Genomic DNA, 14,369 nt, shown 5'->3' on the forward strand with positions numbered 1-14,369 from the left:
GACACCTATGCGATACCGAAAACTCGACGCTGACGACGACTACGTCTTCGGCAGGTCGGCGAACGACTTCCTCGTGAACTCGCCGGACGCCGTCGCACAGGCCGTGCTGACACGCCTGCGGTTGCTGCAGGGCGAGTGGTTCCTCGATACAACGGCCGGAATGGACTGGCCTGCAGTGATCGGAAAGAACACGCAGGGCACGGCTGACGCGGCGATCCGCGCGTGCATCCTCGGCACGACGGGCGTCACCGAGATCACCGCGTACGCGAGCTCGCTCGACAGCACTACCCGCAAGCTGACCGTCACGGCGACGATCGCGACGCTTTACGGCACCACCACCATCGAGACCACCCTGTGACGACGACGCTCACCACTGTCGCGCCGACCATCAGCGCGAGCGGCATCACCGCGCCGACCTACGCGGACATTTACGCGTACCTGCAGGCGCAGTACCAGGCGATCTATGGGACCGACGTCTATATCGATCCGGACAGCCAGGACGGTCAACTGCTCGCGGTGTTTGCTCAGGCGATCGCGGACGTGAACTCCTTCTGCATCGGCGTCTACAACTCGTTCAGCCCGTCGAAGGCGGTCGGCGCCGGGCTGTCGAGCAACGTGAAGATCAACGGCATCGCGCGGCAGGTAGCGTCCTACTCGACGGCCGACCTGCTGATCGTCGGCCAGGCCGGCACGACCATCACGAACGGCGTTGCGAAGGACGGGAACGGAAACCAGTGGGCGCTCCCAGCGACGGTCACTATTCCGCCGGCCGGCGAGATCACCGTGACGGCGACTTGCCAGACGCTCGGTGCGATCGCTGCGCTGGCCGGCACGATCGACCAGATCGGCACGCCGACGCGCGGCTGGCAGACGGTGAACAACGCGGCCGACGCGGCCGTCGGCGCGCCGGTCGAGACGGATGCGGCGTTGCGCCAGCGGCAGACCGTGTCGACGGCGCTGCCGTCCCAAACGGTGCTGGAGGGCATCGTCGGCGCGGTCGAGAACGTCAGCGGCGTCGCGCGGCTGGCCGCCTATGAGAACGACACGAGCCTCGTGGATTCGAACGGGCTGCCGCCGCACTCGATTTCGCTGGTCGTGGAGGGTGGCGACGCGACAGCTATCGCGAGTGCCATGGCGAAGAAGAAGACACCGGGCGGCGGCACGTATGGCACGACCCCCGTGATCGTTCTGAACCGGTACAACATGCCGGTCACGATGCGGTTCTTCCGCCCGACAGACGCGCCGATCGCCGTCGCGATTTCCCTCAGGGTGCTGCAGGGCTACACGACGGCGACTGGCGCGGCGATACAGCAGGCCGTGTCGGATTACATCAACGCTGTCGCGATCGGCGGCGGCACGGCTCAGTGCGTCGAGTGGGATTCGAGCATCACGGCCGCGAAGGGTGTTGCTGGCTCGGCCACGTTCAAGATCGTGACCCTCACGCTCACCGGTCCGCGCGGCGTTGGTACGCCCGACATCGCACTGTTGTTCAACGAAGCGGCGTCGTGCACGCCTGATCAGGTAGTCATCACACCGGTTTGAACATGGCAGAACTGGACGATTACACCGCGCTGATCACGTCGGAGCATCAGCCGCGGCCTCGCTTCATGGCCGTGGTCGCGGCACTTATGTCGCCCGTCGTTGACCAGATCAATGTGCTCGAGGGCATGCCCGCGCTGTTCGATCTGGACGTCGCCGTCGGTGACCAGCTCGATACCGTGGCCGAATGGGTCGGCACAAGTCGACGGGTGAGCACGCCATTGACCGGCGTCTATTTTTCGTTCGACCTGAACGGCCTGGGCTTCGATCAAGGCGTGTGGAAGGGGCCGTTCGATCCGGACACCGGGCTGACGCTGCTGGACGACGACACGTTTCGGATGGTGATTCGCGCGCAGATCGCTGCGAACCACTGGGACGGCACGCCGGACGGCGCCGCGGCGATCCTCGAGTTGTTGGCGCCGCCCGGGTCGCTGGTGTTCATCCAGGACAACCAGGACATGTCGATGACGATCGGCGTGGCCGGCAAACAGCCCTCGGCGTTGTTTGTAGCGTTGCTCAATAGCGGCCTGCTGAGCGTCAAGCCAGAGGCCGTGCGCGTCCGATACGAGATAACGACGATCGATGGCGATCCGCTGTTCGGATTCGACAACGACAACCAGTATTGCGCCGGCTTCGATAGAGGGGCGTGGGGTGCGCCCACGATCATCGCGCAGGACCTGCTCGACTACACGTTCGTCCTCGACGTTTCACTTCTCGGCTGATACCTACCATGAAGACTTACCTGACGCGCGCCTTTGTGGCGCTGGCTTTGCTGTGCTCGCTGCCGTCGCATGCGCAGTTTGCCCCTGGTCAACCGCTGACAGCGTCTCAGCTGAACGCGACGTTGGCCGCGAAAACGAGCAACGCCGCGGCAGCAATTACCGGCGGCACGATCACCGGAGTCACGATCAGTGGCTTGCCCGCGCCGATTCCCGTCGCGTCGGGCGGCACCGGCGTGACGACGTCAACCGGCACGGGCTCGCTGGTGCTGGCGAGCGGCGCTACGCTGAGCAACGTTACTGCGACCGGAGCATTCGCGTCGCCTGCGTTCGCGTCGTTCGGCAATCAGTCGACCTGGTTGCGCTCGCTGATCTCGTGCTCGACGGACTGCGCGCAAACGTGGTCGCAGTCGACCGGCGGTGGCAGCGGGCTGCTCGGCGCGACGCGATCGTCGGACAACACGTTGGCTGGCTCCATGGCCGCGCAAGGTATCGCAGGATATGCGATCAACGACAACACGGCGCAGGTGCAGACCGTCTACGGCGGTTACCTCGAAGCGCGGCGCGCGGCCGGAGCGGGCACCACGCAGGGTAGCGAAATCGACATCGTGAACCAGGGGTCCGTCGTCGGGCTCGATCCCTACAACATGTTCACGACCGGAACGACGCCCGCGCTGTGGTTGTCGTCGGGACGCCCAGACGTCACGTCCGGCGCTGCGAACGCGAGCGCAGCGCTCGGCATCATCAACAACAACACCGCCTTCGAGAACGGGATCGTGTTTCACAGCACCGCGCTGAACACGACGACTGGCGAAGGCAATGCGATCGTGCTGCCGCAGAAGGACGCGATCGTGTGGTACGGCAGCGCGGGTAACAAGGTCGCGGCGATCCGCAGCGATGCGACCGCGTTTTCCGTGCGGATCGTGTTCGCCAATGGGCTGATGGCGATTCAAAACGCCTCCGGTACCAACCTGGTCACGATCAACGGATCGACCGGCGCCATTACCTCGTCCAGCAGCATTCAAGGTGCGACGGTCTATGGCACGAACGGCGTCGTGCTACCCGCCACGACGGTGGCCGGGTTGCCCGGTTGCGGTTCCAGCACGCGCGGCTACATGTACGTGGTCACCGATGCGTCGTCGCCGACATACAACAGCGCCGTGACTGGCGGCGGCTCAACCACGATCCCCGTGCTCTGTAACGCCACGTCGTGGACCGCTCACTGATTTTCTAGCCATTCAGCATCAGGCCACCTTCGGGTGGCCTTTTTTTGGCCGCTCGATAGCGGCCCAGGAGAGGCAATGTCCGGAACGAATGACTTTCAGCCGTTTGCGACGGGTGGGGGCGCGAATGTGCTGTCGCAGGCCGACTATCTCGCGCTCGCTGCGTTGGCGACCGGCTTCCAGGCGGGAACCGCGCAATCGGCAGCACTGAACAAGGTGTGGCGGCAGTCGAGCATCATGTCGGCTGTCCTCGCGCAGCTCATCGTCGATTTGACCGGCCAGAACGCGACGGATGACGGAACGACCGCGACGTTGCTCGCGAACCTAAAGCAAGCGCTCATCGCAGGCGGTGGTGGTATCGCCCGGTTCACGTCAAGCACTTCGTGGACTGTCCCGACTGGTGTCACGCAGGTTTGGGGGACGGGAGTTCCGGCGGGGGGCGCCGGCGGATCGGGCGGTGCCGGTTCAGTTTCCAGCACTGCGGCATGGTCAGCTGGGGGCGGTGGCGGCGGGGCCGGGCAGCCGATTATTCGGGTGCCGTACCCGGTTGTCCCGTTGAGCGTGGTCAACATCACGATTCCTGCAGCCGCAACCGGCGGCGCAGCGCCGACATCCGGAAACGGTAACAACGGGGCATCGGGCGGCAGCCTGGTGATTTCCGGCACAGGCTTCAACGGGGGCACGCCGGTGACGCTGCCGGGTGGTAACGGTGGCTCCGGTGGGCTGGCGGTCACGGCCTCCAATGCAGCAGGCGGCGCAGGCGGTACCGGCTTCCCGAGCGGCACGTACGGTTCCGACACGACGGCGAACAACGCGAGCGGCACTGGGGGAATGGGCGCTAGCTCGCCCTTCGGTGGTGGCGGCGGCGCAGGCCGCGGTGCCGCCGGCGGTGGCATTGCAGGCGCGAGCGGATATGGATTCGGTTCGGGCGGCGGCGGTGGCGGGGGCGTCTACATCGCGGGCGGCGGAAACGGCGGCGCAGGCGGCAATAGCGGCCCTGGTTTTCTGATCTTCGAATGGTGATCACATGACGATTTCGAAATACGCGATCGTGGAAAGCGGCATCGTTGCCAACATCGTGCTGTGGGACGGCACGTCGGAATGGGTCGCTCCCGCTGGTGCGCAGGTCGTCCCGGTACCGGCCGGCACTCTCGTCTGCCTCGGCTACACGTACGACGGCGCGAAGTTCTCGCCTGGGGCCGCTCCCGCTGCATAACGCATCGTTGCCGCACAACGTTTCAAGCCGCCCGTCGAGGCGGCTTTTTTCTTTTCCGGGGGATGAATGACCGACAACGCATCGGCACGCGCGCGCGTCGAGGAACGATTTCGCGCTGGGGAAAGGCGCTTTTCGAAATTGGAACGACGAATCGATGAGAGCGACGAGCAGGTGAAGGCTCACCTGCAGCTTCAGGACGAACACCTTCAGCGCCAGGACGAAAAGATCGACTCGATCGTCACGGCGTTGTCGACGATCCAGGTGAATACGCAATCCATGGTTGACACGTGGGAGGGCGGCGCGCGCGTCGTCCGCGCGCTCTGTCGGCTCGCCGATGCGTGGCGGTTCCTCGTCCGGAACGTGGCCGGCCCGACGATCGCGTTCGGCACGATCGGCGTGATCGTCTTCCGTTACCTGAGACACGAACCGATCCCCGATTGGGCGAGCGCGGTCGTGAAACTGCTTCTGGGATGACCATGACACCACAAATCCTTTCCGCCGCGTTGCAGATCCCGCTCGCGCGCGCAACGCCCTGGGCCGACCCGTTATCGGCCGCGATGGCGCTGTATGCGATCGATTCTCCCGCCCGGCAGGCCGCGTTTCTCGCGCAGTGCGGACACGAGACAGGCGGTTTCCAGTGGCTCCGCGAGATCTGGGGGCCGACGCTGGCGCAGCGCGCGTACGAGCCGCCGGCCGCGAAGGCGGCCACGCTCGGCAACACGCATTCCGGCGACGGGTTCCGGTACCGCGGCGGTGGCCTGCTGCAAATCACCGGCCGCTACAACTTTCGCGTGATGGGTCAGAAGATCGACGTCGACCTCGAGGGCAACCCCGACCAGATCGCGCAGCCCAGCGTCGCCGCCGAGGCATCCGCGCAGTTCTGGGCGGACCATGCCCTGAGCGCGTTCGCCGACGCTGGCGACTTTCTGTCGATCAGCCGCGCGATCAACATCGGTAATCCGCGCTCGGCGGCTACGCCGAACGGCATGCCCGACCGCCTGGCGCTCTGGGATTCCTGCAAGAAGGCGCTCGGCGTGGCCTGACGCGCCAGTTTTCGATGTTTCGAAATTTCGCAATCCCGCCCGGCCGCGTGCCGGGCTTTTTCATTTCTGGACCAGACATGACCCGATGCAGCCATGACGTGCCGCTCGAGCAGCGGTGCGAGAAGTGCACAACCGAGGGGCTTGCGCATGTGACGCATGCGCACACGGAGAAGGAAACGCTCTCGGTGGCCGTGAACATCCCGGAGCACGCCGAACGCAAGACGACGGCGTTATTCGAGCGCACGCGCAAGGAACTGATCGCGCGCGAGAGCGGCCGCTGCTTCATTTGCAATGCAACGGCCGAGGAATCCGGCCATCCGCTCGAGGCCCACCACCATCCGATCGAGCGCTCGCTTGCCGAGTTGATCGACTGGGGGCGCTTTAAGTTCGACGCGCAGGCCGGGTTCTGGGGCGAGCGCATCAAGGCGTTCGACTGGGACGGCTTCACCGACTGGACCACGTTCGTCGACGACATGACCGTCAACGGCATGTTGCTCTGCAAGGCGCATCACATCGGTAAGAACGAAGGGCTGCACGTGATGCCTTTCCCGCTCTGGATCGCCCAGAAATACGCCAAGGAGGGCTACCGGTTCTCCGACGTCGAAGTCATCCACCACAACCAGGAGTAAGCCATGCCCGCACCTACCTCGAGCATCGTGACCGGCGGCGTCACGATCAGCGCTGCAACGGTCGAGCCCGCCGTCCAATGGGCGCTGACCGCGGTGTTCCATGCGCCGGTCCCGGAAAGCGTTTCGGTTCTCGTCACCGGCTTGGTGTGCGCGGCTGCGCACGCCGTCATCAACAGCCTGATCGCGCGCAACGCCGTTCCGGCAGCACCCCAGCAATAAACTCCCGCCGCGCGCTGCGGCACCATCCCCCCGAAGGAACTCCCATGAAGAATCTCATGCTGCTCGCGGCAGGCGTCGTCGCGTCCGTCGTCATTGTCGCCTGCAACTCCCTTCCGACCGTCCAACAGCAGTTCCAGACGGGCTGCATGATCGTCAACGGCGATCTGGCCATCCTCGCGACGTCGCCGCTGCTGAATGCCGACCAGCAGGCCACGATCTCGAAAACGATCCTGCCGGCCAATCAGGCCATCTGCAAGGCCGGCTCGCAGCTGAACGTCGCCGATCTGAAAGCGTTCCACGATTCGCTGCTGCCGGCCGCGATCACGATCGTGCAGGCCGTGCCCGCGCTGCCGCAGCAGCAGTCCGTCCTGCTTGGCCTGCAAACGTTCGGCCCGATGGTTCAGGCGCTCATCGACCAGATCCTGACGACGGCGCCGACCGCCGCCTCGACGCCGCTCGCGGGCGCGCCGCTGCAATGAGCCCGCGCGATTTCGCGCTGCTGGCCCAGGAGGCGTATTCGGCCAAGCCGGACATCGGCAAAGCCGACAGTGCCTCGCGCGCGATCGTGCGGGAGATGGCCGGCGCCCTGGTCGTCGCGTTCCCCGGCACGGACAACCTCGACTGCGTCGCGGCCGATCTTGACGCCCACCCGATCGACGTGATCGGTATCGGCCAGGTGCATCACGGATTCTGGAAGGCGTGGGGCGCGATCGCCGTCGACGTGCTTGCGGCGATCGATGGTCGGCCGGTGACGCTGGTCGGACACTCGCTCGGCGCCGCGATCGCGATCATGGCCGCGGCGGCGATGGTGGTCGGCGGGAAAGCGCCGGCGGCCGTCTATGGATTCGAGCCGCCGAGGGTGAGCACAAATGGGAGTGTGGCGGCCGTGCTCGCGGCCGTGCCGCTGAACCTGTTTAAGAACGGAAACGACATCGTGCCCGAGCTCCCGATCGATTGGCATCACGCAGGCATCATCCAGTCGATTGGGAAGCCGATGTTTCCGTTTCCGAACGTGACCGACCACGCGATCGCGCGAGTGATAGCGGCACTCGCTGAAAGCGAGTCGCCGGCCAGCAGTGCGAGCGCGACTACGACGCGCTGACGGCATCTGCACGCTAGCGCATCCCGGCCCGCCTCATCTCCTCGCGTAGCAGGTGCATCAGCCGATACAACTGCCCCTGTGCGCCGGCGAGGTCACCCTTGTTCGCGACGTTCTTATCGGTGTAGAGGTACCACTCCTCGATGCGCTCGAGAGACCGGCGTAACGCGCGGATCTCGAGGATGAGCCAACGCACTTGAAGGTCGGTGTACTCGCGCCACAGCGCTCGAAGCTCGGCGTCGGTTGGCGCGTCAAATTCCGGGACCGCCGGCCGGAGCTTGAACCGCGGATCCGTGAGTGGAACCCGATTGCGATCGATCCTGGTCGCCTCGATCGGCACGCATGTGCCAAGGAACGTCGATCGAGGATCCTCGTCGATCCAGTGCTCAAATTCACGTTTCGTGAGCTCGATCGGAGTCCTCCGGCGCGTCTTGTCGCCTTGGAACCCGTACTCCCAGATGTATGCCCACTGCGGCTTGATCACGGCGAAACCACTGTATAAAAACACAGTGTATCGCGTGACACAGTTCCCACGTCAAGTATCAGAAACAGGGAGCGAACTAGTCCGTTGACGGGTGTACGATCAGGTTTGAAGCGAGATAAAAGGGGCCGGGATCATGTCGACTGTCGCGACTCTGATGGACACGGCTGTAGCCGACGTTGAGCTCCCGCGTGTCTTAGATGCCGATGGAGACGATTTCAGCATTACGCGCGATGTGGAATTTTTGCTCCGGGGGACTTCCGCGGAGAAAGCATCGATTGTCGCAAGCTTTGTTAATGACCATCAGTACGGCCGAGCCTCCGTCGACGAGTCGGGAGACTTGCACCGCGTCTTGGTGGTGATCAACATGCCGATCCAGCAACACAACATCTTGTCCGTCTCCGGCTTCATGGCATGCTTGAGCATGCTTTACGGTATGGAGTATGACGGGTGGGGGTGTCTTGCCCAAAGGCGCCACTGAACACCGCACGAATCATTGGAGGGTGTCTCCGAGATGTGCACGAACTACGTCGCGCCGGGCGAGGACCCGGGCCTGAGCGAACTCAAGATCGACAGCTTCCGCGACCTGTACCGCTGGACGCCGTGGAAGCCCGAGATTTACCAGGACTATGACGCACCGATCGTCGGCTACGTCGATGGTCAGTTCAAGCCGCTGATCGCCAACTTCGGCTTCTGGCCGTGCGCTCTCCAGAAGGCCAACGTCGAGAAGGCGAAGGAGCAGGGCCGCAAGCCGCCGATCATCCGGAGCACGATGAACGTGCGCGACGACAACCTCGGGAAGTCGCCGCTGTACGGGCCGGCGTGGCGCGCCGGACGGCGCTGCCTGATCCCCGCGAAATGGATCTATGAACCGAACTGGGAGACGGGCAAGCACATCCGATACCGGATTGGGCTGGCCAGTTGGCGGCCGCTCTGCGTTGCAGGCATCTGGCGCACGCTGCAGCGCCCGGACGGCACCGAGCAGCACACCATGGCGATGATCACGGTCAACGGCGATGAGCATCCGATCATGAAGCGAATGCACCGGCCCGGCGACGAGAAGCGGTCGGTCGTGATCCTGCGGCCGGCTGACTGGGAGGAGTGGCTGACAACATCGAATTCCGAGGCCGCACGCGCGATGCTGCAGTTATATCCAGCTGATGGGATGGATGGACAGCCGGCGTAAGTTTGTGACAGCACAAAATTCAGGATTTGAGGGGGATAGAACCCCTGAGATACACGGGTGGAGGTTTGTGAACCGTGACACACTGCAAGTGCGTTCGATGAGGCCTGCTCGAATCTGATTGTGTATTATGCGGCCTAGACGCATGGCCAACTTGGCTAGCAACCAACATACAAAGCGATCACGGGATGCTCCATACAGTTCACATCAGCGAATTTCGATCTTGCATGGACGTGCGCCTTTCGAACCTGTCGGAAGTCACTGCGCTCGTCGGTAGGAACGGGGCAGGGAAGACGAACATCATGCAGGCGATCGACTGGGTCGGGACGGTCGTTGTTGGTGTAAAGAGTTTTGCAGATAACCCCGAAAACGGAAAAATTTCTCTTGAATTTTCTGTTAGAAGAAATCGATACACATACAGTGTTAATCGAGTGAGTACGTATTCTCTTGTTGATGGGAAGTATACTGAAAATATAACATTCGAAGAGTCGCTTTCGTTAATCGGTTCTCTTGGCAATGAAGTTTTGCTTCTGGAGCGAAACGGAGAGAGTGTGCATTTGCCTGGAAATGAAGAGCCGTTTGCTATCTCGAACTCTATATCTGCATTGAGCTGGTTGATTTCTTTTCTTCCAAAAACGGATGATCGACGTAAGTCGATACTTGAGGTGTGGCACTATTTCACAAAAGTTACTTATTATCCTCTTTCGGATGTTGGCTCAGCGGAAGAGGTGACTTTTGTTAGATCGGATGAGCTAAGTAAATGGTCGGATGGGGTTGATAGTTGGAAGTGCGTTAGTGCATCGGACACGATTCGTCAAATTATCAAAATGCATCTTGAGGATGGATCTGATAAATTTGAGGAGCTTCAGACTCTTTTGGGACCTGATCACTTGGATGTGATTTCAGAAATTGCAATTGATAAGGTGCCGTTACGTTCGAGTGTTCGAGAAGGCAATCAGAGTGAGCCTGTTGCATATGTTGTCTCGTTCAAACCTGCCGGGCATACTAGTGCCTTTTCATTTGATCGACTTTCATTTGGTACGAAGAGGGTGATCCAGATGATAACCTCGATGCTTGGTGATATGCCTAACGTAAGTTTGATTGAGCAACCAGAGGATGGTATTCATCCGGCGCTTCTGTACAAAATTGTGCCAATCGTTCGCTCTTACATGACCGGGCGCCAGTTTATATTTGCCAGTCACTCTCCGGCAGTTCTCAATGCGGTCGCTCCTGAAGAGGTGCGGCTCGTTGAAATGGCAAACGGGCGTACCTATGCACGCTCGTTGAGCGATGTTGAAATAGGGGCAGCACATAACTACTTGGCGCGCGAAGGTCCGCTTTCTGATTTCATTAACTCCCTTTAAAAAATAATATTAGGAGTTGAGGTGTACGCAATCATCGGGGAACATCAGTCTGATGTTGACACAATATCGCAGATTGTGAGGCGGATCGTAAACGATGCGTCGGTTTTGGTGCGAGGTAAAGGGTTTGATGGGTCAGGGGAGTTGCTGAAGCGTGGTGCCTCACAGCTTCAATTGTATCGCGACCTAAATTATTCTAAGTTTATTGCTTGCTACGACGCTGATGGTGGATGTCCTGCGGACAAAAAGCAGGAACTGATAGAGCGGGTATTTGTGCCGAGTGGAGTGCAAAAGGATTGCTGTGTCGCGCTGATTCCGGTTCATATGATCGAGTCGTGGATACTGGCGGATATTGGGGCAGTATCAAATGTGATAAAGAATTGGCGTGTAAAAAAGGAAATAAAAAACCCAGAATCAATTCGCTACCCGAAGAAGCATCTTGAGGATTTGAGTGAGATTCATCACAAGCCGAGATATAATCATGTCACGATGAATCCGGCTATCGCAAAACATATTGATATAGACACCGTTTTTAAGAGGTGTCCATCGTTTCGTCCGCTGCATGAATTTGTTAGAAACGGAGTGGGGAATCTCCAATAGAGCGCGACGACCAATTATGGCGACGGTGAGTTCGTGAGACAGAATTCTTCCGCGCTGCGCCATTCGCCAGTTTTTCGATCTATGTGAAGCATGCGCATGGTGCCACGCTTCGCGACGAGTAGAATTCCGATGGTTCCTACGTCGATGTCGGGACGGAATCCGGACTGATAGATCACGATACGCGAGAACGTATCCGCGACGAGTTGGCGGGCCAGCATTCGAGCGTCGTAGTCGAGCTGTTCGACGCCATTTACCAGTTCTCGCCAAGCATCGGCGGCGGCCGGCGCGACGTTCGATGCCGACGCAGCGAGATGATGTTCGAACGAATCGACATCCCGGCGCTCGCTCGCGAGCTGGTTTTCGAGCTCGCGGACACGGCGCAACACGGCTGCCGGTGCTTCGCCATCATCAAGCAGCAGCGCGTCTGTGACGCGTTGAACCTGAGCCTCGAGATCCGCGACGCGTTGCCGAGCGCTCGCCAACTGCGCGGCCAGAGAAGCAGTCCCAGCATCACCTTCGAGCAGGCGCGTCAAATTTATCTGGTCTGAGCAATAGAGCATTAAGGCACGTTCAACTGGAACCACGCTGCAGCTACCACTGATCTTGCACCCGGCGCTCTGGCTGTACGTGACACAGTGCAACCGGCGATGGCCGGGGTATGGGCGCCCGTCGGCGGCGCGCCGGCGCCCCATGATGTTCTGCGCCACGATTGCCGCGCCGCAGTATCCGCAATAGGTGATCCCCAGCCCGGTCACGACTCCGGGAATTTCTCCCTTGCCCTTACGGCGCCCGCGCTGCTCAGCCAGGTATCGCAGATCCGCAAACTCAGCAGGCGTCAGCAGGGCGGGATAGTAGCCTTCGAGCCGGAACGTTTCCCCGTCGACCTCGACGGATTTCTCGCCGATCAGCATTCGGTTTGCGAGCAGCCGGTAAATGTGACTTGACGCCGAGCGGCCGCTGTCGGTGATCTTGAGCCCGCGGTCGGCGAGCTCGCGCACAATCCGGACGGCGCCGTGTCCCTGCTTGAACATTTCGATGACGAGGCGTACGGCGAACGCTCGTTCGTCGGCCAGTTCGAACCCGCCGGCCTCGGTTTCCCTCACCCAGTGCGGATCCTTCCCGACCCGGATCGGCGCGCGCCACGTGCCGGCGATCCAGCCCTGGCATTGCCGGCGAATCGCCGCCTTGACGCGCTTGCTCTTCGTGTCCGATTCCTCGTGCGCGCGGATCATCACCAGCAGGCTGTAAACGAGATCCATCGGCTGCGCCTTGAGGCGCTCGCGGTTGTACTCGCGGCCGTCGCTGGCCGTCACGACCGTGATACCGGCGTTCACGATCTGGGCGAGCTGCGCCTGCGCTTGCAACGGCTCTGCGCGGCTCAAGCGATCCAACCCCTCAACGATCAGCACCGAGCCTGCCGGCACTTGGCCGTCCTCGACAGCGCGCAGGAACACCCCCAGCGCGCCTTGCCGCACATGGCGCTGATGGTATGCCGATAACCCTTCGTCCCGCAGTGATAGGGACGCATCAAGCTCCATCTCGTTGTCGGCCGCCCAGCGGGCGGCGTACTCGAGCTGCCGATCAACGCTGCCCCCGGCCGCTTGTTTTGGGTCGCTGAACCGTAAATAGCTGTAAACTCTCGCTTTTGCTGCCACGCCCCACACTCCAGATGTCTCAACAGAAATCACCGGCTCACTCCCCGGCTCCGCGTATAGGTATGGTATCCCTCGGGTGCCCCAAGGCGCTCGTCGACTCCGAACAGATCATCACGCAGTTGCGCGCCGAAGGTTATGAAATCTCCGGCACCTACGACGGCGCCGACCTCGTCGTCGTGAACACCTGCGGCTTCATCGACGAAGCCGTGCAGGAAAGCCTCGACGCGATCGGCGAAGCGCTGACCGAGAACGGCAAGGTGATCGTCACCGGCTGCCTCGGCGCGAAGTCGAGCGCGAGCGGCTCGAACCTGATCGAGGAAGTCCATCCGAAGGTGCTCGCCGTCACCGGCCCGCACGCGGTGGGCGAAGTGATGCAGGCCGTGCATTCGCACCTGCCGAAGCCGCACGACCCGTTCACCGATCTCGTGCCCGCCGCCGGCATCAAGCTCACGCCGCGTCACTACGCATACCTGAAGATTTCCGAAGGCTGCAACCACCGCTGCACGTTCTGCATCATCCCGTCGATGCGCGGCGACCTCGTGTCGCGTCCGGTCGCCGAAGTGATGCTGGAAGCCGAGAACCTGTTCAAGTCGGGCGTGAAGGAACTGCTCGTGATCTCGCAGGACACGAGCGCCTACGGCGTCGACGTGAAGTACCGCACGGGCTTCTGGAACGGCAAGCCGATCAAGACGCGCATGACCGACCTGGTCGCCGCGCTCGGCGAACTCGCCGCGCAGTACGGCGCGTGGGTGCGCCTGCACTACGTGTACCCGTATCCGAGCGTCGACGAAGTGATTCCGCTGATGGCCGAAGGTCCGTTCAAGGGCCACGTGCTGCCGTATCTCGACGTGCCGTTCCAGCACGCGCACCCCGAGGTGCTGAAGCGCATGAAGCGCCCGGCGAACGCCGAGAAGGTGCTCGAGCGCGTGCAGAAGTGGCGCGAGATCTGCCCGGACCTGACGATCCGCAGCACGTTCATCGCGGGCTTCCCCGGCGAGACGGAAGAGCAGTTCGAAACGCTGCTGGACTTCATCCGCGAGGCGGAACTCGACCGCGTCGGCTGTTTCGCGTATTCGCCGGTCGAAGGCGCGACCGCGAACGAACTCGACGGCGCGCTGCCGGACGACGTCCGCGAGGCACGCCGCGCGCGCTTCATGGAAGTCGCCGAGGAAGTGTCGGCGAATCGCATCCAGCGCAAGGTCGGCAAGACGCTCAAGGTGCTGATCGACGAAGTCAGCGAGGAAGGCGGCATCGGCCGCACCGCGGCCGACGCGCCGGAGATCGACGGCGTCGTCTATGTCGAACCGGCGGCGAAGGCATCGAAGCGCTACAAGGTCGGCGATTTCGTGTCCGTGAAGATCACGGGCGCGGACGGTCACGATCTGTGGGGCGAGGTGTAAGC

The 14,369-nt window shown here is 62.0% G+C and carries 19 protein-coding genes; 17 read left to right on the forward strand and 2 right to left on the reverse strand.

Translation table 11 applies throughout. The annotated features are described in order from the left end of the window. Window positions 1-7: 7 nt before the first annotated feature. The 12 genes from AC0KUR_RS33625 to AC0KUR_RS33680 all read left to right on the forward strand — a co-directional run bounded on the left by AC0KUR_RS33625 (window position 8) and on the right by AC0KUR_RS33680 (window position 7,690). A complete protein-coding gene (locus tag AC0KUR_RS33625) occupies window positions 8-358 on the forward strand; it encodes a contractile injection system sheath initiator (protein ID WP_473377041.1) in 351 nt (116 codons plus the stop codon). Further along, window positions 355-1,542: a baseplate J/gp47 family protein gene (locus AC0KUR_RS33630; RefSeq protein ID WP_473377042.1), complete on the forward strand. Its 1,188-nt coding sequence runs from the start codon at window positions 355-357 to the stop codon at window positions 1,540-1,542. Before AC0KUR_RS33625 ends, AC0KUR_RS33630 begins: the two co-directional genes overlap by 4 nt. A gap of 2 nt (window positions 1,543-1,544) precedes the next feature. Then, window positions 1,545-2,261: a DUF2612 domain-containing protein gene (locus AC0KUR_RS33635; RefSeq protein ID WP_473377043.1), complete on the forward strand. Its 717-nt coding sequence runs from the start codon at window positions 1,545-1,547 to the stop codon at window positions 2,259-2,261. 8 nt (window positions 2,262-2,269) lie between these two features. Continuing rightward, on the forward strand, window positions 2,270-3,484 hold the full coding sequence (locus tag AC0KUR_RS33640) for a hypothetical protein (protein ID WP_473377044.1): 1,215 nt from the start codon (window positions 2,270-2,272) through the stop codon (window positions 3,482-3,484). A gap of 75 nt (window positions 3,485-3,559) precedes the next feature. Continuing rightward, on the forward strand, window positions 3,560-4,504 hold the full coding sequence (locus tag AC0KUR_RS33645) for a phage tail protein (RefSeq protein WP_473377045.1): 945 nt from the start codon (window positions 3,560-3,562) through the stop codon (window positions 4,502-4,504). A 4-nt stretch (window positions 4,505-4,508) separates the two neighbouring features. Continuing rightward, the gene (locus AC0KUR_RS33650; RefSeq protein WP_473377046.1) at window positions 4,509-4,697 is read left to right on the forward strand and encodes a hypothetical protein; all 189 of its coding nucleotides are present in this window, start codon (window positions 4,509-4,511) and stop codon (window positions 4,695-4,697) included. Window positions 4,698-4,763: 66 nt separating this feature from the next. Further along, window positions 4,764-5,171 carry a hypothetical protein gene (locus AC0KUR_RS33655; protein WP_212185683.1) on the forward strand — a complete coding sequence of 136 codons (408 nt, stop codon included), beginning with the start codon at window positions 4,764-4,766 and terminating at the stop codon, window positions 5,169-5,171. Window positions 5,172-5,173: 2 nt separating this feature from the next. Further along, the gene (locus AC0KUR_RS33660; protein WP_473377062.1) at window positions 5,174-5,740 is read left to right on the forward strand and encodes a glycoside hydrolase family 19 protein; all 567 of its coding nucleotides are present in this window, start codon (window positions 5,174-5,176) and stop codon (window positions 5,738-5,740) included. A gap of 14 nt (window positions 5,741-5,754) precedes the next feature. Then, window positions 5,755-6,369, forward strand: a complete 615-nt coding sequence (locus AC0KUR_RS33665) for a hypothetical protein (protein ID WP_473377047.1) — start codon at window positions 5,755-5,757, stop codon at window positions 6,367-6,369. 3 nt (window positions 6,370-6,372) lie between these two features. Then, complete coding sequence (locus AC0KUR_RS33670) at window positions 6,373-6,588, forward strand: hypothetical protein (RefSeq protein ID WP_473377048.1); 216 nt, start codon at window positions 6,373-6,375, stop codon at window positions 6,586-6,588. A gap of 44 nt (window positions 6,589-6,632) precedes the next feature. Continuing rightward, on the forward strand, window positions 6,633-7,067 hold the full coding sequence (locus tag AC0KUR_RS33675) for a hypothetical protein (protein ID WP_473377049.1): 435 nt from the start codon (window positions 6,633-6,635) through the stop codon (window positions 7,065-7,067). Further along, complete coding sequence (locus AC0KUR_RS33680; protein ID WP_473377050.1) at window positions 7,064-7,690, forward strand: lipase family protein; 627 nt, start codon at window positions 7,064-7,066, stop codon at window positions 7,688-7,690. The genes AC0KUR_RS33675 and AC0KUR_RS33680 overlap by 4 nt, the downstream gene beginning before the upstream one ends. A 13-nt stretch (window positions 7,691-7,703) precedes the next feature. Here the strand turns inward: AC0KUR_RS33680 and AC0KUR_RS33685 are convergent, their stop codons facing one another. Next, the gene (locus tag AC0KUR_RS33685) at window positions 7,704-8,195 is read right to left on the reverse strand and encodes a hypothetical protein (RefSeq protein WP_473377051.1); all 492 of its coding nucleotides are present in this window, start codon (window positions 8,193-8,195) and stop codon (window positions 7,704-7,706) included. A 130-nt stretch (window positions 8,196-8,325) separates the two neighbouring features. On the opposite strand from AC0KUR_RS33685, the gene AC0KUR_RS33690 reads away from it, so the two are divergent. The 4 genes from AC0KUR_RS33690 (at window position 8,326) to AC0KUR_RS33705 (ending at window position 11,312) form a co-directional block, all read left to right on the forward strand. Further along, window positions 8,326-8,649 carry a ribonuclease E inhibitor RraB gene (locus AC0KUR_RS33690; protein WP_473377063.1) on the forward strand — a complete coding sequence of 108 codons (324 nt, stop codon included), beginning with the start codon at window positions 8,326-8,328 and terminating at the stop codon, window positions 8,647-8,649. A 33-nt stretch (window positions 8,650-8,682) separates the two neighbouring features. Continuing rightward, the gene (locus AC0KUR_RS33695) at window positions 8,683-9,354 is read left to right on the forward strand and encodes an SOS response-associated peptidase family protein (protein WP_473377052.1); all 672 of its coding nucleotides are present in this window, start codon (window positions 8,683-8,685) and stop codon (window positions 9,352-9,354) included. Between the two features lie 185 nt (window positions 9,355-9,539). Beyond that, window positions 9,540-10,715: an AAA family ATPase gene (locus AC0KUR_RS33700; protein ID WP_473377053.1), complete on the forward strand. Its 1,176-nt coding sequence runs from the start codon at window positions 9,540-9,542 to the stop codon at window positions 10,713-10,715. Window positions 10,716-10,736: 21 nt separating this feature from the next. Continuing rightward, window positions 10,737-11,312 (forward strand): DUF4276 family protein, encoded by a 576-nt coding sequence (locus AC0KUR_RS33705; RefSeq protein ID WP_473377054.1) that lies wholly within the window; start codon window positions 10,737-10,739, stop codon window positions 11,310-11,312. 14 nt (window positions 11,313-11,326) lie between these two features. On the opposite strand, the gene AC0KUR_RS33710 is transcribed toward AC0KUR_RS33705, so the two are convergent. Beyond that, window positions 11,327-12,967, reverse strand: coding sequence for a recombinase family protein (locus AC0KUR_RS33710; RefSeq protein ID WP_473377055.1), 1,641 nt, complete (start codon window positions 12,965-12,967; stop codon window positions 11,327-11,329). Between the two features lie 14 nt (window positions 12,968-12,981). Between AC0KUR_RS33710 and rimO the strand changes: the two genes are divergently transcribed. Beyond that, entirely contained in the window at window positions 12,982-14,367 is a 1,386-nt protein-coding gene (gene rimO, locus AC0KUR_RS33715; protein ID WP_473377056.1) for a 30S ribosomal protein S12 methylthiotransferase RimO, read from the forward strand. Window positions 14,368-14,369 lie beyond the last annotated feature (2 nt).

This window comes from Burkholderia sp. YHN3-13 (genome assembly GCF_055810675.1).